This window comes from Croceibacterium atlanticum (assembly GCF_001008165.2).
GTDB lineage: Bacteria > Pseudomonadota > Alphaproteobacteria > Sphingomonadales > Sphingomonadaceae > Croceibacterium_C > Croceibacterium_C atlanticum.
The window spans coordinates 482,783-508,061 of the sequence record NZ_CP011452.2 but is presented as its reverse complement, the minus strand read 5'-3'; the positions used below and the strand labels follow the sequence as shown (position 1 = coordinate 508,061).

The following is a 25,279-nucleotide window of genomic DNA, read 5'->3' as shown; positions in this document are numbered from 1 at the left end:
TTAACCCGGCTTAATCGGGAAGGCGAGTCAGCTTTTCACCCTCCAGCACCCGATAGAAACAGCTTTGCTCCCCGGTGTGACAGGCCGGCCCAGCCGGTCGCACTTTCAGGATGAGCGCATCCTGATCGCAGTCGACCAGGATCTGTTCGACATGCAAAACATGCCCGGACGATTCGCCCTTCATCCACAAGCGTTTACGGCTGCGCGAATGGAAATGGGCCTTGCCGGTTTCAAGCGTCTTTGAAAGCGCTTCCGCATCCATAAAGGCAACCATCAGAATAATACCGCTGGCAGAATCCTGCGCGATGGCCGTCAACAGGCCGGAATCATCGAATTTCGGCAGGAAGCTTGTACCCTGTTCCCGCTCATTAACCTCTGCATCTTTCTCGGAAATGTCCCGGTTCCTTTTCAATTAAGCCTGTAAGGGCCTTCGTTACGCATTATTGTTGCAGGATAACCACAGAGAGGCGGCAAAATCCATGATGCGCGGCGAAGGCTCTTTGTCAGGGAAGCTTTCAATGTGATGAATATGCCCTGCGGTCGTGACGGGCCGCGCTTCAAAACCGGATGCGCCGGTAAAGCGCCAAGGTATTGGGGGGTTTCGGCACTGGTCATAAAATGACAGGCCGATACATGAGGGTTTGGGCCGCCGCATCCGAGTGGGGGGGTGATGCGCCGCTGGCCCAGCGATTTTCGTCACGCGGCGCCCGGGGGTTTTCCCCCGGGCGTTTTGCATTGGGGGTCATAGCGCTTCATCCAGTACGCGGGCGAAGCAGGCAATCCGCACCTTGTTTACGCCCGCCCGCTTCAACGCCTTGACGCAGGCCTGGGTGGTGGCACCGCTGGTCATCACATCATCAACCAGAAGAACCCGCGCCCCGTTGAGTTGCCGGGCCCTCTTCGGGTTAAATGTGATTGCGCCGGAAAGTGCCCTCGCCCTCGCCTTCTTTCCCAGACCCCCAAGTGGCGGCGTCCGCTTGCGGCGGATCAATCCGTCATACAACATTTTCTGATTGCGCCGCCGCGCGATTTCCTGCCCCAGCAGGGCAGACTGATTATATCCACGCTGCCATATCCTGCTGCGGTGCAGCGGCACCGGCACGATCAGCCATTCCCCGTCAAGCGCAGGTAACCGCGTCAGGATCAGCCGCGCCAGCATGGGTGCCAGTGCGATCTTGCGGCCATGTTTGAACGACAGGACCAATTGCCTTGAGGCATCATTATAGAGCGCGGCGGCCGCGATCCCATCATGCAAGGGCGGATCTGCCATGCAAGGTGCGCAAATGGCCCCTTGTTCGAGCGAGGCATTGCCGAAGGGGCGCTGGCATTTTTCGCAGGACGGTTCGCCGGGAATAACCAACTCGCTCCAGCAATCGGTGCATAGCCCCTGTTGAGCGGCAATTCCGGCGCCGCATGACGGGCAGCGCGGTGGATAGACGAGATCCACCAGCGGGGCGAAGGAAGCCTTGAGAAACACCGCATGCTGATGCCCCGGCGCGTGGATTGCAGCAAGCCACCTTGCATGGCCGCGCCCCGCGCGGCAGGTGCGAAACATGGCAAATGTTCCCCCGACTATTTTCTCCGCCCAGCGCCGCAATGCCGCGCGCCGCAGGATAGGCACGCTGCAGGCCCGGCCCAATGCGGCGCGTTTCGTGCTGGACGATATGATTGATGACGTGATCGAACGGCTCGCTTTCGTCATGCATGAACCGAAACGCGCACTTGTCATCGGTGACTGGAGCGGACGGCTTGCCACCATTCTGGGCGAGAGGGGCGCGCAGGTTGTTCGTGCCGATCCCGCCCCATCCTCCGGCGAGGAAAGGGTGGAGGAGGAACGCCCCCTCCCCTTCTCCGGTTTCGACTTCATTGCGAGCCTTGGCACGCTGGATACCGTCAATGATCTGCCCGGCGCCCTGATCCATATACGCAATGCGCTGGAGCCGGGCGGGCTCGCCATTGCCAGCTTTGCCGGGGCTGGCAGCCTGCCGGTGCTGCGCGGGGCGATGCTGGCGGCGGATGGCAATCGCCCGGCGGCCCGGCTGCATCCGATGGTGGATGTGCGTGCCGGGGCACAATTATTGCAAAGGGCGAACTGGGCAGACCCGGTGGTGGACGGGCATCCGCTCAAGGTCCGCTATTCCAGGCTACAGAATCTGGCTGAGGATTTGCGGGCCCAGGGCCTCGGCAATGTCCTTGCCTCAACCGCGCCTCCGCTCGGCAAGGCACAGCTTCGCCTTGCCGAACAGGCATTCATCGCACAGGCGGACTCCGAAGGCCGGGTGACCGAAACCTTCGAAATCCTGACCCTGAGCGGGCGCCGGCGTTAGCCTGCGCGGAGCGCGGCCTGCGCCGCCGCGAGCCGGGCAATCGGCACGCGATAGGGCGACGCGCTGACATAATCGAGGCCGACCTTTTCGCAGAATGCGATGCTGGCCGGATCGCCGCCATGTTCGCCGCAAATGCCCAGCTTGATATCGGGGCGGGTTGCGCGGCCGCGTTCAGCCGCGACACTGACCAATTGCCCCACACCTTCAATATCCAGGCTGACAAAGGGATCGCGCTGGAAAATGCCCTTTTCGACATAAACGGCGAGGAAGCGCGCGGAATCATCGCGGCTGACGCCAAGCGTCGTCTGCGTCAGGTCATTGGTGCCGAAAGAGAAGAAGAGCGCTTCTTCCGCAATTTCGCCTGCCATCAGGGCGGCGCGCGGCAGTTCGATCATCGTGCCGACCAGATAATCAAGCTTGCGGCCCTTTTCGGAGAACACCTTTTCGGCCGTATCGTTCACCAGCTTGCGCAGGATCTCCAGCTCGCGCTTCGTCCCTACCAGCGGGATCATCACTTCCGGCACCACGGCTTCGCCGCTCTTTTCCGCGACTTCGCAGGCAGCCTCGAAGATGGCCCGGGCCTGCATTTCGTAGATTTCCGGATAGGTAATGCCCAGACGGCAGCCGCGATGGCCCAGCATCGGGTTGAATTCGTGCAGTTCGTTCGCGCGCCGTTTCAGATGATCTACGCCGAAGCCGGTCGTTTCCGCCAGTTCGGCGAATTCCGCATCTTCGTGGGGCAGGAATTCATGCAGCGGCGGATCCAGCAGGCGGATCGTGCATGGCAGGCCCGCCATGGTGGTGAAGATCTCCACGAAATCGCTGCGCTGTTCGGGCAGCAGCTTTTCCAGCGCCTTGCGTCGGCCGGCTTCGTTTTCAGCCAGGATCATTTCGCGCACGGCGCTGATGCGGCCGGCATCGAAGAACATGTGCTCAGTCCGGCACAGGCCGATGCCTTCCGCGCCGAACTGGCGCGCCATGCGGCAATCCGCCGGTGTTTCGGCATTGGTGCGCACATTCATGCGGCGGTGACGATCCGCCCATTCCATCAATGTGGCGAAATCGCCCGCCAGTTCCGGTTCGATGGTCGGAACTTCGCCATACATGACTTCGCCGGTGGCCCCGTCCAGCGTGATCGTATCGCCTTCCTTCAATTCCCGATTGCCGACCAGCAAGGTCCGCGCCTTGATATCGATGGAAACCGAAGAGGCACCCGAAACGCAGGGCCGCCCCATGCCGCGTGCAACAACGGCGGCGTGGCTGGTCATCCCGCCGCGAGCGGTCAGGACGCCCTGCGCCGCGTGCATGCCGTGAATGTCTTCCGGGCTGGTTTCCACGCGGACCAGGATCACCTTGTCGCCATGCTGCGCCCATTGTTCGGCCGTGTCGGCATCCAGCACGATCTTGCCGCTGGCCGCGCCGGGGCTGGCGGGCAGCCCCTTGGCCAGCACATCCCGCTGTGCATCGGGATCGAGCGTGGGGTGCAGCAACTGGTCCAGCGCCATGGGATCCACGCGCAGCACCGCCGTTTCCTCGTCGATCAGGCCTTCAGCCACCATGTCGACCGCCATCTTCAACGCGGCCTTGGCGGTGCGCTTACCGCTGCGGGTCTGCAGCATCCACAACTTGCCCTGCTGCACGGTGAATTCGATATCCTGCATGTCCTTGTAATGCTGCTCCAGCAGCTCGAACACGCGGGCCAGTTCGTTATAGGCATCGGGCATGGCTTCTTCCATGCTCGGCTTGTCGGCGCCGGCATCTTCGCGGCGGCGCTTGGTCAGATATTGCGGCGTGCGGATACCCGCCACAACGTCCTCACCCTGCGCATTGACGAGCCATTCGCCGTAATATTGCCTGTCCCCGGTGGAGGGATCGCGGGTGAAGGCAACGCCCGTGGCGCTGGTATCGCCCATATTGCCAAAGACCATGGCCTGCACATTGACGGCAGTGCCCCAGTCGCCCGGAATGTCGTTCAGCCGGCGATAGACCTTGGCGCGGTCCGAATCCCAGCTGTCGAACACGGCGGCGATTGCGCCCCACAGCTGTTCGGTCACGTCCTGCGGGAAGGGCTTGCCCTGTTCGCGCGCGACGATTTCCTTGTATTCGGCGACCAGCGATTGCCAGTCCTGCGCCGTCAGTTCCGTATCCGCGAAATAGCCGTTGTCTTCCTTGGCGATTTCCAGCGCTTCCTCGAACAATCCGTGATCGAGGCCGAGCACCACGTCGGAATACATCTGGATGAAGCGACGATAGGAATCCCAGGCGAAGCGATCGTCCCCTGATGTCGCGGCGAGGCCCTTCACCGTCTCGTCATTAAGGCCGAGATTGAGTACCGTATCCATCATGCCGGGCATGGAAACGCGCGCGCCGGAACGGACGGAAACCAGCAGGGGATCGCTGGCGGAGCCGAAGCTCTTGCCAACCGTCTTTTCGATATGGGTCAGCGCTTCGGCCACATCGGAACGCAGTTTGTCGGAAAAGTCCGACCCTTCCCGCAGATAGCGCACGCATTCTTCGGTCGTGATCGTGAAACCCGGGGGAACGGGCAGGCCAATGCTGGCCATTTCAGCCAGATTGGCTCCCTTGCCGCCGGTAATGGTCTTGTCCGTAGCGCGCGGATCGCCATGCGATGCGCCGCCGCCGAATGTGTAGACCGTATTCATCATGTCCCCTCAAACAGTCAGCCTGGAACGGCTGGAACAGTGTTCCGAATAGAAAAAATCAGCCTTCGATCTTCGAAAAATCGGCCACTTGGTGCACCGCAGCGCGGAAGCGATCAAGCAAATCAAGCCTGCTTGCGCGCTTGTCCTTATCGGGGACATTCACCGTAACCTCGTCAAAGAACCGATCGATCGGCGCGCGGAGCGCCGCCAAAGCCGCCATGGCTGCCTCGAAATCCTCCGCCTCGATCGCGGCGGCAGCCCGGGGCTGCGCCTCGTCCAGGGCATCGATCAGCGCCTTTTCCGCCGGATCGGGCGTGTAGGACAGTTCCTTCGCATGGCGTTCCGCCATCTTGGCGGCGATCACCGGCTTCAGGTCGGGATCGTCCACTTCCGCCAGCGGATCTTCCTCGCCAGTCTGCGGGATTTCCGCTTCGATTCCGTGCCAGTCTTCCTTCTTCAGGATATTGGCCGCACGCTTGTATCCGGCGAGGAGATTGGCGCCGTCTTCGGTATCCAGAAAGCGCTGGAGAGCGCTGGTGCGATTGACCATGCGGACATTGTCACCGCCCGTTTCGACAGCCACGACCGCGTCAATCATATCGTGCCGGATATTCGCATCGCGCTGCTGAACCTTCAGCCGTTCGATCAGGAAGTTTGCGATGTCGCGGCCCGCATCGGATGATTTTCCGTGGTGCGCGGCATGAGCGATCAGGTCGAACATCGATGCGCGAAGACCGTTCTCCAGGATCAATCGCAATATGCCGAGCGCGGCCCTGCGCAGCGCGAAGGGATCTTTCGAGCCAGTGGGCTTTTCATCGATCTGGAAGAAGCCGACCAGCGTATCCAGCTTGTCGGCCAGACTTACCGCCACCGTCACCGGCGCGGTAGGCACATCGTCCCCCTGCCCGACCGGCTTGTAATGATCGCGGATTGCGTCGGCGACTGCATCGGGCAGCCCTTCCGCACGGGCGTAATAGCCGCCCATAAGGCCCTGCAGTTCGGGGAATTCGCCGACCATTTCGGTGACGAGGTCCGCCTTGCACAGGCGCGCGGCCTGTTCGGCCATGTCGGCCAGCTCTGCCTGAGTCCCCGCGAAGGCGGGGACCTCGTTCGGCCCGGCGCCTTCGCCTGAGGTCCCCGCCTTCGCGGGGACTCCCGATGGGGTGACAATCCCTTCTTCCACCAGCCAGCGGGCCAGCTTGGCCACGCGCTCGACCTTGTCAGCCACCGTGCCCAGCTTTTCGTGGAAGGTGATGCGCTCCAGCTTCTTCACCTGTTCGGACAGCTTCACCTTGCGGTCCACGTCCCAGAAGAAGCGCGCATCGGATAGCCGCGCGGCGAGCACCTTGCGGTTGCCATCGACAATCGCCGCGCCGCCATCGCTCGCTTCGATATTGGCGGTGCAGATGAAGGCATTGGCGAGTTTGCCATCCTTTTCACAGACGAAATATTTCTGGTTCGTCCGCGCCGTCAGCTGGATGACTTCAGGCGGCACTTCCAGGAATGCCTCGTCAAAACGGCCAAGCAGCGGCACCGGCCATTCGGTCAGGCCGGCATTTTCCACCACCAGCCCTTCATCTTCCACCAGCGTCAGACCGGCATCGGCGGCAGCCTTCGCCGCGCCTTCGCGCACGATGGCCTCGCGCTCTGCATGATCGACGATTACGTGGCAGGCGCGCAATTTGCCCGCATAATCATCGGCGCCGCCAATCGTGATCGGGCCCGGGCAATGAAAGCGGTGGCCCAGAGTGGCATAGCCGCTCGGCACGCCGTCCACTTCGCATTCCACCAGCTCCTCGCCCAGAATGGCGACAATGCCGGAAAGCGGGCGGACCCAGCGCAAACTTTCGGAGCGGAGGGAGGCCGCGCCCCAACGCATGCTCTTGGGCCAGGGGAAGGCGCGGATGATGGCCGGGATCGCTTCCGCCAGCACATCCTTGACCGCGCGGCCGGGAATATTGCGGACGGCGAAATAGGTCGGGCGGCCCTTCACGTCCCGCACTTCCAGCTGATCGCGCGTGACGCCGTTCTTGCGGCAGAAACCCTCCACCGCCTGATCGGGCGCGCCTTCGGGCGGGCCCTTGGCCTCTTCGCTTACCGCTTCGGTCTGTTCGGGCAGACCCTCTGCAATCAGGGCCAGACGGCGCGGCGTGGACCATACGGTGATCGCGCCGGGCTTGATGCCCGCTTCGTCCAGCTGTTGCCGGAACAGCTTTTCCAGATCGGCGCGCGCGCCCTTCTGCATCCGTGCGGGAATTTCCTCGCAGCGCAGTTCGAGAAGGAAATCAGCCATGGGCCGCACTCCCACACATACGCTCGTGGAATGTCACTTGCTGTATCATGCCGTCCACCCGTCATATTCGGCAGCCCAGCGCTCTTTCTCCTTGGCCATATATGCCTCGCAACTGCCGCGGGCGAGATCACGGACGCGGCCCATATAGCTGGCGCGTTCCTGCACGCTGATCACGCCGCGCGCCTGCAACAGGTTGAAGATGTGGCTGGCTTCCACCGCCTGTTCATAGCCCGCGATGGGCACGTTGTTTTCCAGGCAGTTGCGGCACTCCGCTTCCGCCTTGTTGAACAGGTCGAACAGGGCATCGGTATCGGCGACTTCGAAATTCCATTTCGACATCTGCCGTTCGTTTTCCAGGAAGACATCGCCATAGGTGACGCCCTTCCCGTTGAAATCGAGATCGTACACATTGTCGACATTCTGGATATACATGGCCAGCCGTTCGAGCCCGTAGGTCAGTTCCCCGGCCACCGGCTTGCAATCAAACCCGCCCATCTGCTGGAAATAGGTGAACTGGGTGACTTCCATCCCGTCGCACCAGACTTCCCAGCCAAGACCCCAGGCGCCCAGCGTGGGGCTTTCCCAGTCATCCTCCACGAAGCGGATATCGTGTTTCAGCGGATCGATGCCGATCACCGCCAGGCTCTGCAGGTAAAGTTCCTGCAGATTGGCCGGGCTCGGCTTCATGATCACCTGATACTGGTAATAATGCTGCAACCGGTTGGGATTTTCGCCATATCGGCCATCGGTCGGCCGCCGGCTTGGCTGCACGAAGGCGGCATTCCACGGCTCCGGCCCCAGCGTGCGCAAGGTCGTGGCGGTGTGGAACGTCCCTGCACCCATGCGCATGTCATATGGCTGCAGGATCAGGCAGCCCTGCGCACTCCAGTAATCGTGGAGCGCGAGGATCATGTCCTGAAAGCTTTTTTGCGGCTCTCTCTTCATCGCGCGCGGCTTTGGCCGATGGCCCGATAAGCGTCAATGGCGTGGCGGCATCATGCGGCGGGATGCGGCAAGAACACAACACCGCCTCCTGTGCCCCCGGCGCGATAGACAGGCCTGTTCCTGACGGCAGGAATCGCTAAGAGGTTACGCGAAATCCCAAAGGGAAACCGAATGTCCATCAAACGCATCGCCGCAACTTCCATCGCGGCCCTGTCCATCGCCTTCACCGGCGCCTGTTCGACCAGCGAAGGTGGTCCCGCAGCGATTACCGAAGTGCGGCCCGCAGGTGTAGCGCCGGGGCCGGCTCTCTGGTCCGTCAGCGACGAGGATACGACCATCTATCTCTTCGGCACGGTCCATGCCCTGCCCAAGGATGTGGACTGGTTCGACGGCAAGGTGGAGCGCGCCTTCAACGCCTCCGATGAACTGGTGACCGAAATCGACCTCGGCGATGCCGCTGCATCATCGCAGGCGCTGGCGGCCGCGGGCATGCTCCCGCCCGGGCAGAAACTGCGCGAACTGATGACGGAGGAAAACCGCCGGCAGTATGAAGAAGCGCTGGTTGCGCTCGGCCTGCCGGTGGAAGCGCTGGACCGGCTGGAACCCTGGTTCGCGGCGATGACGCTTACCCTCCTGCCGCTGATGAAGGACGGGTTCCAGACCGAAACAGGCGTTGAATTTTCGCTGGGCAACAAGGCGGGCGAGAAGAAGAAGCGCGGCGCGCTGGAAACTATCGACGACCAGATCCAGCTGTTCGACAGCATGCCGATGGAAGATCAGCTTACCTTCCTGGATGAAACCGTTGAAACGGTGCCGAAGGCAGGCAGCACGCTGAACGCGATGATCGCCGAATGGCTGGAAGGCGATGCGGACGATCTGGCCGATCTGCTGAATGCCGAGATGACCGACCCTGCGCTATATGCACGCCTGCTGACCAATCGGAATGCCCATTGGGCCGACTGGATCAAAAAACGTCTGGATCAGCCCGGCACAATATTTATCGCCGTGGGCGCCGGACATCTGGCCGGCAAGGGCAGCGTGCAGGATCAGTTGCGCCAGCGCGGGCTGGAAGTCGACCGCATCTGGGAGTGACCTCTATCCGATCCGGACTGGCCATTCTTCTGGCAGGGGCCTTGTGGCTGACCGGCTGCGGCGCCCTGTCGGACGAAGGGCGGACGGATTGGCCCGCCCCGTCCCCGGCCCTGTGGCATGTTACCGGGCCCGGCGGAACGGAAGGCTGGCTGTTCGGGACCGTGCACGCCCTGCCCAGGGGGCTGGACTGGCGCAATCCGGCGCTCGATGCAGCCCTGGACCAATCCTCGGTCCTCGTCGTCGAAATCGCCGATCTGAACGATGGCGACGCCGCCAGTGCCGCCTTCATGGCCCGGGCGCGCCAGCCCGGCCTGCCGCCGCTTTCCGAACGCGTGCCACCGAAGGACCGCCCTGCCCTGCGCGAATTCATGGACCGTGCGGATATGGACGATGCCGAACTGGCCGGAATGGAAAGCTGGGCGGCGGGATTGCTGCTGGCCAATGGCGCGCGCCGGCATGAACCTTCGCAAGGCGTGGACCGTGCCCTGCTGGCCGATGCAGCTAGTGTAGTCGGGCTGGAAAGCTTTGCCGAACAATATGACCGCTTTGACCGGCTTACCCATGATCAGCAGGAGAAACTGCTCCTGGGTTTGGCCAACGATGTGGATGGCGACCGCAGCGACGATCATATCGTCGCCTGGCTGACCGGCGACCTTCAGACTTTGGAACATGAAACCGGCATCGGCATCCTGGCCGATCCGGATCTGCGGCAGGCCTTGCTCACCAACCGCAACCTTGCATGGATGGATCGGATAGAAAGCCTTCTGACAGAAGGGCGCCGACCGTTCATCGCGGTTGGCGCGGCGCATATGCTGGGGCGGGACGGGTTGCCGGCCCTGCTGGAAGCCCGCGGCTTCACGGTGGCCCGCCTGCAGTAGAGCTTGCCATTCACAGGCAATGGCACTATGCGCCCGGCCTTCCTGTCATGGTCATCCCTGGAGGCGTGACGGGAAACCAAACCAACGCATTCGAAAGGCACGAGATATGAGCGACGCTCTGACCCTGCCGGCCGAGCTGCGCGAACGGGCTGGCAAGGGAGCCTCCCGTGTATTGCGCCGCGAAGGCCGTGTTCCCGCCGTTATTTATGGCGGCAAGGAAGAACCGACCACGATCCACGTTGAGGAAAAGCTCCTCATGAAACAGCTGGACACCGGGCACTTCATGAACTCGATCGTCATGATCGAGATCGACGGCAAGAAGCAGCGCACGATCCCCAAGGACGTTGCCCTGCATCCCGTCACCGATCGTCCGCTGCATGCCGATTTCCTGCGTCTTGCCAAGGACGCGAAGATCGATGTCGCCGTTCCCGTGCTCTTCATCAATGAAGAAGCCAGCCCCGGCCTCAAGAAGGGCGGCGTGCTCAACGTCGTGCGTCACGAGCTTGAACTGGTCTGCGAAGCGGACAAGATTCCGGGCGAGATCGAAATCGACGTTACCGGCCTCGAAGTCGGCGATTCGATCCATATCAGCCATGTGAAGCTGCCCGCCGGTTCGGAAAGCGCGATCACCGATCGCGACTTCACGATCGCGACGGTCGTAGCTCCGTCTGCCCTCAAGCGCTCCGAAGCTGCGGCTTCCGAGGAAGAGGAAGGCGGCGAAGAGGCAGAGTCGACGGAAGCATCCGAAGACTGATCCTTACGCCGCATATTCGGCATTTCAGGCGCCGGCCCGCTATTGCAGCGCGGCCGGCGCTTTGCTTTTTGGCTCACAGCGAATAGGTGCGCGGGATGCAGCTTTGGGTTGGTCTTGGAAATCCCGGTCCGCAATATGCGATGCACCGGCATAATGTCGGCTTCATGGCGATGGACGTCATCGCCGAAATGCACGGATTCGGCCCCGTTCAGAAGAAGTTCCAGGGCTGGCTGCAGGAAGGCCGGATCGGTGGTGAAAAGATCCTGCTTCTGAAACCGGCCACCTTCATGAATGAAAGCGGCCGCAGCGTCGGGGAAGCGATACGCTTCTACAAGCTGGGGATGGATGCACTCACAGTCTTTCACGATGAACTCGACCTCGCCCCTTTCAAGGTGAAGGTGAAGACCGGGGGCGGCACGGCCGGCCATAATGGCCTGCGTTCCATCGACAGGCATCTGGGCCCCGATTTCCGCCGGGTGCGGATCGGCATTGGCCATCCCGGCCACAAGGACCGCGTAACCGGCTATGTGCTGGGCAATTATGCCAAGGCCGAACAGGACGATCTGATCACCATGCTTGGCGCCATGGGGGCCGAAGCCGAATGGTTGGTCAAGGGTGAGAATGCCCGTTTCATGAGCGACGTCGCCCTGCGCCAGCAAGGCTGAACCCGGCGGCCTGGGCGGCCCACAAGGCTTAAGCGGAATTTAACCATAATTTACGGCTCAGCTGTCGGGCTGATTGACAGCTCCCCTGCCAACCCTCCCCCGTTAACCACCATAAACGCCGGAAAACTGGGATTGGCACGGGGTTTGCTAAGGTTGCGACGAACCATAACTCGCAAACACATTTGCAAATCAAAAGGTAAACAGGGGATCAACCATGCTGAACCGTAAGATCATCTTGCCTGCAATCGCCATCGGCGCTCTTGCCGTCGCCTCCCCGGCTTCTGCCGGCGGCTGGTGGGGCGGCGGTTCGCACAGCCACCATCCGGGCTGCGGCCATGGCGGCAGCACTTCCGGCGGGTGGGGATCTTCGGGCGGCGTTCCCGACGGCGGCAGCTCCGGCGGTGTCCCGGACGGCGGCAGCTCGGGCGGCACCGAAGTTCCGGAACCCGGCATGCTGGCAATGTTCGGCGCCGGACTGATCGGCGTGGGCTTCGCCCGTTCGCGTCGCCGTCGCCGCAAGGCCTGATCTACCCACCGCAGCGGAACCCCGTTCTCTGGCCTTTCGCCGGTGTCGCCGCTAAAGGCGGCCCAGCAAAGGCTTTAAGGACCGACTTTCCATGGGATTCCGCTGCGGAATCGTCGGCTTGCCCAATGTGGGCAAGTCGACGCTATTCAACGCTCTTACCGAAACGCAGGCCGCCCAGGCGGCCAATTATCCCTTCTGCACGATCGAGCCCAATGTCGGGCAGGTCGCCGTGCCCGATCCGCGGCTGGAACAGCTCGCCAGGATCGCCGGCAGCGCGAAGGTGATCCACACCCAATTGTCCTTCGTAGACATTGCGGGCCTGGTTAAGGGTGCCAGCAAGGGTGAAGGACTGGGCAATCAGTTCCTCGGCAATATCCGCGAAGTCGATGCCATCGTGCACGTGCTGCGCTGTTTCGAGGATGACGATATCCAGCATGTCTCCAACAAGGTCGATCCGATTGCGGACGCCGAAGTTGTCGAGACGGAACTGATGCTGGCCGATCTCGAAAGCCTGGAAAAGCGGGTCGAAAATGCGAAACGTCGCGCTACGGGCGGGGACAAGGAAGCCAAGGCGCTGACCAGCGTTCTCGGCCAGGCGCTGGACCTGCTGCGTGAAGGCAAGCCCGCGCGGCTGACCGAACCGAAGGATGACGAGGAAGCCCGCCTGTTCGAACAGGCGCAGCTTCTGACGGCCAAGCCCGTCCTCTATGTCTGCAATGTCGCCGAAGAAGATGCAGCGACCGGCAATGAGTTGTCGAAGAAAGTGTTCGAGAAGGCCGCGGCGGAAAATGCCCAGGCGGTGGTGGTTTCGGCCGCGATCGAATCCGAACTGGTGGGCATGGAACCGGAAGAAAAGGCGGAATTCCTCTCGGAACTCGGCCTGGAAGAATCCGGTCTCGCCCGTGTGATCCGCGCTGGCTACGATCTGCTCGGCCTCAAGACTTTCTTCACTGTCGGCCCGAAGGAAGCGCGCGCCTGGACCTTCCCGGATGGGGCCAAGGCGCCGCAGGCCGCAGGCGAAATCCATACCGATTTCGAAAAGGGCTTCATCCGCGCCGAAACCACCGCGTTTGAGGATTACATCGCTTTCGGCGGAGAAAGCGGTGCCCGCGAAGCGGGCAAGTTGCGCCAGGAAGGCAAGGAATATCTGGTGCAGGATGGCGACGTGATGATGTTCAAGTTCAACGTCTGATCGGCCACTTCACCCCGGCTGTGCAGCGGGCGCCCAATCTGCGTGCCGCCCGCGCACAGACGGACAAGCGACTCCATTCGGTCACACTGATCTGGCAGTTCAGCATCATGCGTTTGCCTCACCTCCTCATCGCCGCGGCATCGGCCGCCCTGCCCATCCCCGCACTGGCCGCAGCGCCGCCGGAACAGGCCGTACAATCGGCAAGGTCTGAAGAACAGCGGGCTCCGATCACGATCCTGGTATCGATTGACGGTTTTCGGCCGGACTATCTGGACCGGGGAATCACACCGGTCCTGTCGCAAATGGCGGCGGAAGGCGTGCGGGCATCCATGATCCCGTCATTCCCGACCAAGACCTTCCCCAATCACAATGCGGTCGCAACCGGGCTGCGGCCTGACCATAACGGCATTGTCGGGAACAATATGGTCGATCCCGAAGATCCGAAACACAGTTTCTGGATGGGATCGCAGGAACCGGAATGGTGGGACGGTGCAGACCAGATCTGGATTACCGCGGAAAAGGCCGGAATCCGCACCGCGACCCAGTTCTGGCCCGGCACGACGGTGAAGGCCAATGGTCTTTACCCCACCGACTGGCACCAGTTCAGTGTTGATATCGGGACGCGGCAACGCGTGGATGCTATCATCGACTGGGCACGCCGGCCGACGGAAAATCGCCCGCAATTCATGATTCTCTACATTGAATCGGTGGACAGCGCCGGTCACGATTTCGGCCCCTTCGCCCCGGAAACCGATGAAGAGGTTGCCGTGGTGGACAGCCAGATCGGCCGCTTGCGCGATGCACTGGCCGAAATGGGCCAGCCCGCGAATATCGTGATCGTATCGGACCACGGGATGGGTCCGACCAGTGCTGACCGGGTTATTCCTCTCTATCGGCAACTGGATGGCATTGGTGTGCCGATCGAGGAAGGAGCCTACAGCTCGATCAACCCGGTGCCCGGCAAGGATGCCGAACTTTCGGCCCTCTTGCTGGAACCGCATGAACACATGGAATGCTGGCCCAAGGCGGAAATACCGGCGCGGTTCGAATATGGCACCCATCCGCGTGTGCCTGATTATGTCTGTCTTGCGGAATCCGGCTGGATCATCCGCGCCAAGCCACCCCGCCCCGATGCCAAGCAGATGAAGGATGGCGGCACTCATGGCTGGGACAATCTCGATCCTGATATGCGGGCCACTTTCATCGCCAATGGCCCGGCCTTCCGATCCGGCGTCACCTTGCCCGATTTTGACAATGTGGATGTGAACCCGCTTCTGCGCGAAGTGTTGGGCCTGCCGCAGGATCGCTCCCTCGATGGCGATCTGGAACCGCTCGGCGGCGCACTCAGGCAAGACTGAAAAGAAAACGGCGCGCCTTTGGGGCGCGCCGTTCTATCCGGGCCGGCCTCAGCCGGCCCGTAATGTCAGGTCCGATCAGGCCTGGCTGTCGGCATAGGCCGACCACAGCTTGGCCAGCAGGGCGCGATTGCCATCGACCTTGGCGAAAGTTGCCTTCGCTTCGGCAAATTTGCCCTGATGCGTCTGCGCGATACCGAGACGGGTCAGCGCCAGATTGGCATCCGCACCGCCCTTGTCGACGGCCAGCTGGTACATTTCCTCGGCCTTGGCGTAATTGGCCAGCGACATATAGACATCGCCCGCCACAACGCCCGCTTCGCCACTTGCGGCGGAACGCGCTTCTTCTTCCAGGCTCGGCGCATCGGCCGCGTCTTCACCTTCGCGCTGGTCAACGACCCGCTTCACATCGGCATAATACTGGTCGCTGGCTGCCAGTTCACCCGCTCCCACCGCGGCATCGAGCACGCGCTGCACTTCGGTGGACATGATGCGCGGATCGGCGGCTTCGATATACTGGACGAATTCACGGCGCTGCGAGAGCGAATCCGTTGCCATCATCAGACGGAAGAAATCGAGCTGCTGCGGGACTTCCATCTCGTTAAGGGCAGCGATGACCTGCATTGCACCGACCCAGTTGTCCTTGGTCGGATTGGTCTGGACCAGCAGCAGGGCAACGTCGTTCGCCTGCTGGGTCAGGCTCTCGTTATAAGCGATCTGCAGGGCGCGCAGCAGCCACTGTGCCGGAACCGGCTGGCCGGCAGCCATGCGTTCCTTGGCCGCTTCCTGCACGAAGGCAACGCCTTCGGCCGGCATGTTCTGGACGAAATAGGTTTCCGCCAGCAGGCCGTCGAGATTGTCGTCCTGGTAGCCGGCCTGCTTCGCGCCGAGCAGTGCCTCACGCGCAGCGGCATAATCCTTCGCATCATAAGCGAGATTACCGATGAAGAACTGGAACTGGCCCAGCTGTTCCGGCGGAGTCTGACCGCTTTCGACCATCAGTTCCAGCCCCTGGCGCTGCAACGCCTTGTCGTTCAGCTTGTTGCCCAGCATCAGGCTGAGATTGCCGGCGAAGAAGCGATCCGTGGAGTTTTCGATCTTGGCGATCACCTCGGGCAGTTGCTCCTTGGCTGCTGCCGTGTCGCCATCTTCGGCATTCACCATATCGGCAACCGGCTGATATGCCTTGGCGAATGCTTTGGAATTCTTCGGCTTTTCCTGATCCTGTGCCTGCGCCGGGGTATCCAGTGCGACCGTGCCGAGTACAGCGCCGCCCGTCAGGGCCAGAGCCAGTGCGAGGGCTGAGGAAAGGCCCTGGCGGGCCTTGCGGCGGGCAGGACTGAGCTTGCGAACCATGTATAGTCTCTCCTGTCGGACTTGCGGCCTACCGCTGGGTAGAGCCCATTCGTGTCGTTAACGCTACTGTCGCGTAACGCGCAAAATTGCAAACCGCTCCTAGGAATTCCGGCCTGAATGGCTATTTAACCGATGCAGGACGTCCGAATGCCGTCAAATGTGGATAAAGCGGCCCGCGACGCCTGCCCCGCCCCCCTTCGGCTGGCCTGACGGGCATGTATGCCCTAGGCATTTGCGGGTCAAAACAAGGCACAACAAGACGGGCGAACCGCGCAGGTGAACGACACAACTGATACAGCAGAAGCCCCGGCAGGACCGGGCGAATATAATCGCATCGACATCGTCGATGAGATGAAGACCAGCTATCTCGATTACGCGATGAGCGTAATCGTGTCGCGCGCGTTGCCCGATGTGCGCGATGGCCTGAAGCCGGTGCACCGGCGCATTCTCTGGAGCTGTCACGAAGGCGGCTTCCTGCCCGGCCGCCCCTATCGCAAGTCCGCCAAGATCACCGGCGACACGATGGGCAATTATCACCCGCACGGCAACCAGGCGATTTATGACGCGCTGGCGCGCATGGCGCAGCCATGGTCGATGCGGGTTCCGCTGATCGACGGCCAGGGCAATTTCGGGTCCATGGACCCGGATCCGCCAGCGGCAGAACGCTATACCGAAGCGCGCCTGGCCAAGCCGGCGATGGCTCTGCTGGAGGATATCGAGAAGGATACGGTCGACTGGGCGGACAATTACGACGGTTCGCGCCAGGAACCGACTGTTGTTCCGGCACGGTTCCCCAATCTGCTGGTCAATGGCGCGGGCGGTATCGCCGTGGGCATGGCCACGAATATTCCGCCGCATAATCTGGGCGAAGTGATCGATGGCTGCCTGGCCTTCATCGAAAATCCGGGAATCACCAGCGAAGAGCTGATGCATTATATTCCGGGTCCCGATTTCCCCACCGCGCCGATCATTCTGGGCAATGCGGGCAGCCGGGCAGCCTATACTACCGGCCGTGGCTCCATCCTGACCAGATGCCGGCACGAGATCGAGGAAAAGCGCGGTGATCGCCAGTCGATCGTCCTGACATCGATCCCCTATCAGGTCGGCAAGGCCGGCCTGGTTGAAAAGATTGCCGATGCCGCCAAGGAAAAGCGGATCGAAGGCATTTCCGACATTCGCGACGAATCCAATCGCGATGGCGTGCGCGTGGTCATCGACCTGAAGCGCGATGCCACGGCGGAGGTCGTGCTCAACCAGATCTGGCGGCACACGCCCGCGCAATCCAGCTTCCCGGCCAACATGCTCGCCATTCGCGGTGGACGCCCGGAAACGCTGGCCCTGCGCGATATCGTGCAGAGCTTCATCCAGTTCCGCGAAGAGGTGATAACCCGGCGCACCAAATACGAGCTGCTGAAGGCACGGGAACGGGCCCATCTCCTGCTCGGCCTGGTGGTCGCGGTTTCCCATCTCGACGAAGTGGTGGCGATGATCCGCGGATCGTCCAACCCGGCGGAGGCCCGCGCCAAATTGCTGGCAAAGGATTGGCCGACGGCAGAAATCGCGCCTTACCTGACCCTGGTAGAAGCGGTTGAGGACGAGCAGAACGGGCCGGAAGGCACCTATCGCATGTCCGAAGCGCAGGTGAAGGCCATCCTCGACCTGCGTTTGCATCGTCTGACGGCACTCGGCCGGGACGAGATCGGTGACGAATTGAAGGAACTGGCGATCAAGATCGCCGAATTCCTGGAAATTCTCGGCAATCGCCGCAAGCTTTACGAAGTGATGCAGGGCGAGCTGGAGGAAATCCGCGCCAATTTCGCCACGCCGCGCCTGTCCGAAATCGCGCCCGCATGGGATGGCCTCGATGACGAGGATCTGATCGAGCGGGATGACATGGTGGTGACCGTCACTCTCGACGGTTATATCAAGCGCACTCCGCTTTCCACCTTCCGCGCCCAGGGCCGCGGCGGCAAGGGCCGCTCTGGCATGGCGACGAAGGAGGAGGATGCGGTGAAGGCGATGTTCGTCACCAGCACCCACAATCCGGTGCTGTTCTTCTCCACCGCCGGCAAGGCCTATCGCCTGAAGGTCTGGAAGCTCCCCGAAGGCGGCCCCGCCACGCGTGGGCGGCCGATCATCAATCTGCTTCCATCGCTGGAAGATGGTGAAACGATCGCGGCCGTGCTGCCCCTGCCCGAAGATGAGGACAGCTGGGGCGCACTCAGCGTCGTCTTCGCAACGGCCAAGGGCAATGTCCGGCGTAACTCGATGGATGCCTTCGCCAATATTCCCAGCAACGGCAAACTGGCCATGCGCTTCGAGGAAGGCAGCGACGACAAGCTGATCGGCGTGGCCCTGCTCGATGCCGGAGACGACGTGCTGCTGGCCAGCCGCGACGGCAAGGCAATCCGCTTCGCTGCGGAGGATATTCGCGAATTCACCAGCCGCACCTCCACCGGCGTGCGCGGGATGAATCTGAAGGGCGAGGATGAAGTTGTCTCGCTCTCCATCCTCCATCGCGTCGGCACGAATGCGGAAGAGCGCGATCAATATCTCCGTTTTGCCCCATGGAAGGCAGAGCGTGAGGGCGAGCCTGAATTGCCGCCCGAGCGTTTTGATGAACTGACCGAAAAGGAAGAGTTCATCCTCACCGTCTGCGCCAATGGCTATGGCAAGCTCAGCTCCGCTTATGAATATCGGCGGATCGGGCGCGGTGGCCAGGGCATCACCAATATCGACAATATCAAGCGCAATGGCCGCGTCGTGGCGAGTTTCGCCGCGTCCAAGGAAGACCAGCTGATGCTGGTGACCAATCAGGCCAAGCTGATCCGCATCGGGCTGGACACTTTGCGCGTGATCGGCCGCAACAGTGCGGGCGTGCGCCTGTTCGATGTCGGCAAGGGTGAATTCGTCGTCAGCGCCGTGCGTATCGACGATGACGAAGCGCCCGAGGATACGGCGGAAGAGGCCGTGGTCGAGGAAATGGTCGGTCGCGGCACGGAAGAAACCGCTCCGCCCGCCGAAAGCGATCGGGACGAATCGCCGCCTGAGAGCGAAGACTGAAGATAAAAAGGGGCGAATCGCATCACTGCTTCGCCCCTTTTTCTTATCCGGTTACACGCAATTGCGATCTTCCGGCGCCCGGCTTATCGCCCCGCCAGCCCCGGCGCTGGCAGAGCCGCCGCCCGGCGCATGATCCGGTCCATGGCAGATGTCTGGCCCGGCGGGGCTTCCGGTTTATTTCACCAGCCGCAATTCCGGATCGCGTTTGCGCAATGTCTGGGCAATGCCTGTCACGATCAGCAACTGGCCCAGATAATATACCGGCCAGGCGAAAATTCGCGGAATCTCGTTCCCCTCCAGCGGGCCGAATTCCGCAATCAGCAGCATATGCGCCAGCAGGAACAGCACCGCCCCCGCTCCTACGCGGTAGCGGGGGAAGCTGCTGGCCCACGCCGATGCAGCCATGCCGCCCAGAGAAAAACCATAGATCAATGCCTGCTCCCGCCCGGCCGGATCCGCAGGCAGCAGCCATGCGATAGCGGGCGTAAGCAGCAGCAGCGCCACCACCGTGGCCTTCTGGCTGGGGGCAAGCCGTTCCCGCCTGTGCCGCAGATAGAGCATCAGCGCGACGACATGATGGCCGAAGAAAATCACGGCTGCCACGCCGGAATAGAATTCCAGCGCCATGTCACCCAAAGCCGCCAGCACCAGCATGATCGCCAGCAATCTTGCATCCTGGCTCATGTGCCGTAGCCAGGCATAGATAGCCAGCAACGCCACGGCCGACCCTTTCAAGGGTATCAGGATCACATCGGGATAGGGGCCGGCCCGCAGATAATAGAATGCCAGTGCGGCCGCGATGCTGGCCAGCAGGAAGGGGCGTTTCTGGGCAAGTGCGCGCTTGGGCATAGCCTCCCTTGACGCGGCCCGCGCGCAGGAGCAAGCGCCCGCTGCATGGTTCATGACGTGCACATTATCGGCGGCGGCCTCGCCGGCAGCGAGGCAGCCTGGCAACTCGCAAGGCGCGGGGTGAAGGTCCGCCTGTCAGAAATGCGCGGCGGCGGCGGGTCCACGCCTGCGCACCAGACGGACGGATTGGCGGAGCTTGTATGCTCCAATTCCTTCCGTTCCGACGATGACGAGCGCAATGCGGTCGGCCTGTTGCATCACGAAATGCGGCGTCTCGATTCGCTGGTCATGCGCGCCGGCGAAATTGCGCGCGTACCGGCAGGTTCGGCCATGGCGGTCGATCGGGACGTATTTTCCGCCGAAGTGCAGAAAGCGCTGGAACAGGACCCGAATATAGAAATCGTTCGCGAACAAGTGGACGAACTGCCGACAAGCGGCCTCACCATCGTCGCCACCGGGCCGCTGACTGCCGCCAGCCTGGCCAGGAGCATCGGCAAGGTGACGGGGGAAGACAGCCTGGCCTTCTTCGATGCAATCGCCCCGATCGTCCATCGCGACTCCATCGACATGGATATCTGCTGGTTCCAGTCCCGCTGGAACAAGGGGGACGGCAAGGATTACATCAATTGCCCGATGACGAAGGAGCAATATCTGGCCTTCCACCAGGGGCTGCTCGACGGCGAAAAGGGCGAATTCAAGGACTGGGAAGCCGACACGCCCTATTTCGAAGGATGCATGCCGATTGAGGTGATGGCCGAACGCGGTGTCGACACGCTGCGTTATGGACCGATGAAGCCGGTCGGCCTCGATGATCCGCGCACGGCCTGCGAGGATTTTCCGCAGGGCCGCTGGCCCTATGCCGTGGTGCAATTGCGGCAGGATAACAAGCTGGGCACGCTGTGGAACATGGTCGGCTTCCAGACCAAGCTGAAATATGGCGCCCAGGTGGAATTGTTCAGGACCATTCCCGGGCTGGAGAAGGCGGAATTCGCCCGGCTTGGCGGTATGCACCGCAACACGTTCCTCAATTCCCCGATCGTCCTGGACAGGCAGTTGCGACTGAAAGGGGCGGAACATATCCGCTTCGCCGGGCAGATCACCGGCTGCGAAGGCTATATCGAAAGTTCCTCCGTCGGTCTGCTGGCCGGCCTGATGACTGCGGCCGAACTGGGCGGGCGCAGCTGGAATCCCCCGCCCGCCACCACGGCCATGGGCGCCCTGCTGGGCCACATTACCGGCGATGCGGAGGCGGATAGCTACCAGCCGATGAATATCAATTTCGGCCTGTTCCCGCCCTTGCACGATGTGAAGAAGAAGCAGCGCAAGGAATCCTATACCGGCCGCGCCAAGGAAGATTTCGGCCGCTGGCTGGAGGAACTGGCGCCGCTCCCGGCCTGATCAGCAATCGCAGCCGCTATTGCTTCTCCCGCTTGAGCTTTGCGAGGATTTGCGGCCGGTGGTTGCGAATTCGGCCGGCGTCAGCTCACGATCGCCATTGGCATCCGCCTCGTCAAACCGCTCTGCCGTGGTGACGGCCCATTCCTCGAAAGTCAGCAGATTGTTGCCGTCCACGTCCAGCTTGCGAAAACCGGCCGTGCGTGTGGAAAGCATTTCGTTACGCGTGATCTTGAGATCGCGGTTCCGGTCATAACGGAAGAAGCGGCGCTGTTCGCGGGTAAGCTCGGTCGCTTCGGGCGGTTCCGGCCCTTCCAGCCCGGCAATATCAGCGAATGGCAGGACATCGCTGCCCGGCCCATCGGGAGCTTCGGGTTCGGGAGGTGGCGCTCCACGTTCCACCGCTGCCCTGCCCTGCAGCCAGAACAGTCCCACACCCACCAGCATCAAGCCGATAAAGACACCCAGCACTATCCGGTTCATTGCGACCCCCTGGCCGCAGACCTACCTTCCGGTGAAGCCTATCCGCAAGGCCTGAAACAGGCTGCGGGGCCCGTTCAACAGCGGCGTTCCCCCATTTTTGAGCGCCTGGCCGCCCAGCCCCGCCAGCACGGCCAGCGGCCGCAGGCTGGCGGAAAGGCGCGGCGCAGGCGGCCGGCTTCTGCCATAGTCGATCACCAGTGCCCGCTCTTCCCCGTCGGACAGATTATTCGCCAGATCGGCCAGCGCCCATATCTGCGCCGCCTGCCGCGCATCATCATCACCCTGCACGCCCAGTTCACGCGCCAGCGCGGCAAAGGCCCGGCCCCGCCCATCGACGAATTCGGAGATTACATGCGCGGACAGGTCGGATGCCAGCAGCGCTTCCCACCCATCGGACAGAGCGGCCAGATCCTGCGGCGCGCGCCAATGGCGCAGTTTGTCGAGTATGGCATCGCCGGATGGCCAGTCTTCCGCCTGCTTGCCCAACATGTCCCGCCACCAGGCCAGGCGCATCTGGGCCAGAAGGGGTTCGCGCCGGTTGCGGATGATCTGCGAAAGCCGCGCATCCAGGGCCAGAAGCGCGAGATGCGCGGGCCGGCTGCGATGCGAGGCATAGGACAGCGCCAGCCGCTGCGCAGGCGGCAATTCGGTAATGAGATCGTTATCCGTCACAGCCGCCGCCTTTAGGGGCGCATCCACATCAGGCGCAACGATCTTGGCCACGCCGCCGCAATATAACGGCTTCTTAACTTCGTCGGTTGAATAAGCACTTACTACAACTCTCTAAAGCCTTGAGGTTGATCGGGACAATCGGCGGGGGCCGCTCAGTGGCTGAACTCATGTCTGGCAAATCGCGACCTGGATTTCATGGTCGATGGAAACGCCCTTTCAAGGCGCTTCTGAACGACGCAAGTGGCAGTGTGCTGCCGATGATGGCTGTCGGCATGCTTGTGCTGGCGGGGCTGGTCGGCAGCGGCGTGGACATGGCGCGCGGTTATATGACCGAGCGGCGCCTGCAGGCCGCGTGCGACGCGGGCGTGCTGGCCGGGCGCCGGGCCGTTTCGACCAATGGCTTCGATGCCACGGCCCTGGGCCAGGCCAATGCCTTCTTCGATGCGAATTACGACGTCGACCAGCAAGGCACAGCCGAACCGGCCTTCACGCCATCATCCGATGATGACGGCAACACGGTCAACGGCATCGCCACGGTGACGCTCGACACCGTGATCATGCGGATATTCGGGTTCGATACATTCGATCTTTCCGTCACCTGTTCCGCCTCCATGGGGGTTGGCAACAGCGATATCGTGTTCGTGCTGGACAATACCGGGTCGATGGCCTGGGCGCCCAATGGCCAGTCCTGGGGTGTGCCAAGCGATGGCACGCGTATTTACGCGCTGCAGACAGCGATGAAGGAATTCTACGACACGGTGGATGCCTCGGTCCAGGGCAGCAATGCCCGGATCCGCTATGGTTTCGTGCCTTACAGTTCCGCGGTGAATGTCGGACGGCTGATCAATTCGGTCGATAGCAATTACATTGCCAATTCCGTGACCATCCAGTCGCGTCAGGCAGTTAACTGGAGTGATGTCGTCGCCGAATGGACAAGCGGTGATCCCACCTGGACCAATCCGCAAACCGGTTATTTCCAGCGGCTGAACGATACGCGCTATTACAACCGCAATTCCTGTGAAAACTCCATGCCCGCGGATGACAATGACTGGACCGCCAATGGCGGCATCCAGACCGATGTCGAAAGCGAGACGCTGGATCCCGCGACGGGCCGAAAGATAACCGCCTATGGTAACAGGCAGGAATTCGTCAAAAGAGACTATGACTGCCGGTATTATTCATCCTGGTATGGATCCGGTTATTACGTCCATGTCCGCGAATATACGCGTTACAAGATCAGCTACAGTTACGAAGCGCGGAACCAGGTCCCCGTTACGGGATCGGGGCAATATTATCAGGACTGGGTTTACCAGCCTGTCACTTACGATGTCAGCAATTTCAAGAACTTCAACTCTGTCTCCGTTCCTGTCGGCAGCTGGTACGGGCGCACTTCAAACGTCACGTCAACCTGGCAAGGCTGCATCCAGGAACGACAAACGGTCGATGCGAGCACATTTTCCTTCGTGAATCTGGCAACCGGCATCACGCCGGGGACCGCGCTGGACCTCGACATCGACAGTGCACCCACATCGGACGATGCCACCAAGTGGAAGCCACTTTGGGATGACGTAACATTCAACCGGGGATCGGTCGATCCGACCTTCAATGGGGGAGGTGTCAACACATATTGCCCCCAGCGTTCGCAGCTTCTGGCCGAAATGAGCGAAAGCGATTTCGATGATTATGCCGATTCCCTGTCGCCGGTCGGCAGCACCTATCACGATCTCGGCCTGCTCTGGGGCGCACGGATCAGTTCTCCCAGCGGCATTTTTTCCGGCAACGTAACCGCAGAGCCGAGCAATGGCGGCACCGTCTCGCGGCACCTGATTTTCATGACCGATGGTGAACTGGCTCCGTCGATGAGCATCAATTCTTCCTACGGAATCGAAAATCTGGACCGGCGTATCACAGGCAACGGCAACAGCAGCCGGCAGGAACCGCGGCACCGTTCGCGCTATCTGGCGATATGTGAAGCGATCAAGGCACGCGGTATCCGACTGTGGGTGATCGCCTTTGGCTCCGGCGTAACTCTCTCTAGCGAGCTGCAAACCTGTGCATCGGCGAACAGCGCATTCAAGGCCGACAATGCCGAAGAACTCAACGAACAGTTCCAGGAAATTGCCAAGCAGGTGGGTGAATTGAGGGTCATCCAATGATGCGTTCTGCGAAATCGATCTTCCGCGCCCTATCCCGGCGGGAAGATGGCACTGCGGTGATGGAATTCGGCCTTATCGCGCCGGTATTCGTGATCCTGCTGATGGGCATCTATGATTTGTCCCATATGGTCTACGCCCGGTCGGTTCTGGCCGGTGCGGTAGAACGGGCCGCGCGCGATTCGTCTCTGGAAGGTGGCGATACGGATGTTGCCGACCAGATCGTGGAGGATGCGATCAGGCCTGTCCTGCCGGGCGTGGATCTGGACCCGCAGCGCCTCAGCTATTTCGATTTCGCCGATATCGGTCGTCCTGAACAATTCGATGACGAGAATGGCAACAATGTCTGCGACAATGGCGAGGCCTATGTCGACGAGAACCGCAACGGGATCTGGGACGCCGATATCGGCGTGGCCAATAATGGCGGTGCCGGCGATGTCGTGATCTATACCGTCACGGCGACCTATTCTCCCCTGTTCAAGATACCTTTCATGCCCGAAATGTGGAACGAACGGACATTGACGGCCACGGCGGTGAAGAAGAACCAGCCATTTGCGAACCAGCTTGGTTACGCAACCACTGCCGGCACATGCAGCAGTTGAGGGGCACGAAGATGCG

21 protein-coding genes are annotated in these 25,279 nt (G+C 61.6%); 12 read left to right on the top strand and 9 right to left on the bottom strand.

All coding sequences use genetic code 11. The features are described 5' to 3' along the window. Positions 1 to 10 precede the first annotated feature (10 nt). Complete coding sequence (gene hisI, locus WYH_RS02430; RefSeq protein ID WP_221232135.1) at positions 11 to 412, bottom strand: phosphoribosyl-AMP cyclohydrolase; 402 nt, start codon at positions 410 to 412, stop codon at positions 11 to 13. A 330-nt stretch (positions 413 to 742) separates the two neighbouring features. Continuing rightward, positions 743 to 1,555 carry a double zinc ribbon domain-containing protein gene (locus WYH_RS02425; protein WP_082347762.1) on the bottom strand — a complete coding sequence of 271 codons (813 nt, stop codon included), beginning with the start codon at positions 1,553 to 1,555 and terminating at the stop codon, positions 743 to 745. Here WYH_RS02425 and WYH_RS02420 point away from each other — a divergent pair. Continuing rightward, a complete protein-coding gene (locus WYH_RS02420; protein ID WP_046902563.1) occupies positions 1,554 to 2,327 on the top strand; it encodes a methyltransferase domain-containing protein in 774 nt (257 codons plus the stop codon). The genes WYH_RS02425 and WYH_RS02420 overlap by 2 nt on opposite strands. On the opposite strand, the gene ppdK is transcribed toward WYH_RS02420, so the two are convergent. Genes ppdK through WYH_RS02405 form a run of 3 tightly spaced genes read right to left on the bottom strand, consistent with a single transcriptional unit; the run spans position 2,324 to position 8,228 of the window. Beyond that, on the bottom strand, positions 2,324 to 4,993 hold the full coding sequence (gene ppdK / locus WYH_RS02415; protein ID WP_046902562.1) for a pyruvate, phosphate dikinase: 2,670 nt from the start codon (positions 4,991 to 4,993) through the stop codon (positions 2,324 to 2,326). The genes WYH_RS02420 and ppdK overlap by 4 nt on opposite strands. A 55-nt stretch (positions 4,994 to 5,048) precedes the next feature. After that, positions 5,049 to 7,283, bottom strand: a complete 2,235-nt coding sequence (glyS, locus tag WYH_RS02410) for a glycine--tRNA ligase subunit beta (protein WP_046902561.1) — start codon at positions 7,281 to 7,283, stop codon at positions 5,049 to 5,051. 45 nt (positions 7,284 to 7,328) lie between these two features. Beyond that, complete coding sequence (locus tag WYH_RS02405) at positions 7,329 to 8,228, bottom strand: glycine--tRNA ligase subunit alpha (RefSeq protein WP_046902560.1); 900 nt, start codon at positions 8,226 to 8,228, stop codon at positions 7,329 to 7,331. Between the two features lie 171 nt (positions 8,229 to 8,399). On the opposite strand from WYH_RS02405, the gene WYH_RS02400 reads away from it, so the two are divergent. From WYH_RS02400 to WYH_RS02370, 7 genes are all read left to right on the top strand, one after another. Continuing rightward, complete coding sequence (locus WYH_RS02400; protein WP_046902559.1) at positions 8,400 to 9,320, top strand: TraB/GumN family protein; 921 nt, start codon at positions 8,400 to 8,402, stop codon at positions 9,318 to 9,320. Further along, complete coding sequence (locus WYH_RS02395) at positions 9,317 to 10,198, top strand: TraB/GumN family protein (RefSeq protein ID WP_169780684.1); 882 nt, start codon at positions 9,317 to 9,319, stop codon at positions 10,196 to 10,198. Before WYH_RS02400 ends, WYH_RS02395 begins: the two co-directional genes overlap by 4 nt. A 106-nt stretch (positions 10,199 to 10,304) precedes the next feature. Then, positions 10,305 to 10,952, top strand: a complete 648-nt coding sequence (locus tag WYH_RS02390) for a 50S ribosomal protein L25/general stress protein Ctc (protein ID WP_046902558.1) — start codon at positions 10,305 to 10,307, stop codon at positions 10,950 to 10,952. A 95-nt stretch (positions 10,953 to 11,047) separates the two neighbouring features. Continuing rightward, a complete protein-coding gene (gene pth / locus WYH_RS02385) occupies positions 11,048 to 11,617 on the top strand; it encodes an aminoacyl-tRNA hydrolase (RefSeq protein WP_046902557.1) in 570 nt (189 codons plus the stop codon). Positions 11,618 to 11,831: 214 nt separating this feature from the next. Continuing rightward, positions 11,832 to 12,143, top strand: a complete 312-nt coding sequence (locus WYH_RS02380; protein ID WP_046902556.1) for a PEP-CTERM sorting domain-containing protein — start codon at positions 11,832 to 11,834, stop codon at positions 12,141 to 12,143. 91 nt (positions 12,144 to 12,234) lie between these two features. After that, positions 12,235 to 13,335, top strand: coding sequence for a redox-regulated ATPase YchF (ychF, locus tag WYH_RS02375; protein WP_046902555.1), 1,101 nt, complete (start codon positions 12,235 to 12,237; stop codon positions 13,333 to 13,335). 107 nt (positions 13,336 to 13,442) lie between these two features. After that, on the top strand, positions 13,443 to 14,693 hold the full coding sequence (locus WYH_RS02370) for an alkaline phosphatase family protein (RefSeq protein ID WP_046904730.1): 1,251 nt from the start codon (positions 13,443 to 13,445) through the stop codon (positions 14,691 to 14,693). A gap of 75 nt (positions 14,694 to 14,768) precedes the next feature. On the opposite strand, the gene WYH_RS02365 is transcribed toward WYH_RS02370, so the two are convergent. Next, positions 14,769 to 16,046 (bottom strand): tetratricopeptide repeat protein, encoded by a 1,278-nt coding sequence (locus WYH_RS02365; protein WP_046902554.1) that lies wholly within the window; start codon positions 16,044 to 16,046, stop codon positions 14,769 to 14,771. Between the two features lie 276 nt (positions 16,047 to 16,322). Between WYH_RS02365 and gyrA the strand changes: the two genes are divergently transcribed. Further along, positions 16,323 to 19,109, top strand: a complete 2,787-nt coding sequence (gene gyrA, locus WYH_RS02360) for a DNA gyrase subunit A (RefSeq protein WP_046902553.1) — start codon at positions 16,323 to 16,325, stop codon at positions 19,107 to 19,109. 174 nt (positions 19,110 to 19,283) lie between these two features. On the opposite strand, the gene WYH_RS02355 is transcribed toward gyrA, so the two are convergent. After that, the gene (locus WYH_RS02355) at positions 19,284 to 19,958 is read right to left on the bottom strand and encodes a lysoplasmalogenase family protein (RefSeq protein ID WP_046902552.1); all 675 of its coding nucleotides are present in this window, start codon (positions 19,956 to 19,958) and stop codon (positions 19,284 to 19,286) included. A gap of 45 nt (positions 19,959 to 20,003) precedes the next feature. Here WYH_RS02355 and trmFO point away from each other — a divergent pair, with 45 nt between their 5' ends. Beyond that, complete coding sequence (gene trmFO / locus WYH_RS02350; protein WP_046902551.1) at positions 20,004 to 21,356, top strand: methylenetetrahydrofolate--tRNA-(uracil(54)-C(5))-methyltransferase (FADH(2)-oxidizing) TrmFO; 1,353 nt, start codon at positions 20,004 to 20,006, stop codon at positions 21,354 to 21,356. Here the strand turns inward: trmFO and WYH_RS02345 are convergent, their stop codons facing one another. Both WYH_RS02345 and WYH_RS02340 read right to left on the bottom strand, forming a co-directional pair. After that, entirely contained in the window at positions 21,357 to 21,836 is a 480-nt protein-coding gene (locus WYH_RS02345) for an EF-hand domain-containing protein (protein WP_046902550.1), read from the bottom strand. 21 nt (positions 21,837 to 21,857) lie between these two features. Next, positions 21,858 to 22,559, bottom strand: a complete 702-nt coding sequence (locus WYH_RS02340; RefSeq protein ID WP_053833358.1) for a hypothetical protein — start codon at positions 22,557 to 22,559, stop codon at positions 21,858 to 21,860. A 116-nt stretch (positions 22,560 to 22,675) separates the two neighbouring features. Between WYH_RS02340 and WYH_RS02335 the strand changes: the two genes are divergently transcribed. Together WYH_RS02335 and WYH_RS02330 are read left to right on the top strand one after the other, a co-directional pair. After that, positions 22,676 to 24,664: a pilus assembly protein gene (locus WYH_RS02335; protein ID WP_046902549.1), complete on the top strand. Its 1,989-nt coding sequence runs from the start codon at positions 22,676 to 22,678 to the stop codon at positions 24,662 to 24,664. Beyond that, positions 24,661 to 25,263, top strand: a complete 603-nt coding sequence (locus tag WYH_RS02330; protein ID WP_235979775.1) for a TadE/TadG family type IV pilus assembly protein — start codon at positions 24,661 to 24,663, stop codon at positions 25,261 to 25,263. The genes WYH_RS02335 and WYH_RS02330 overlap by 4 nt, the downstream gene beginning before the upstream one ends. Positions 25,264 to 25,279 lie beyond the last annotated feature (16 nt).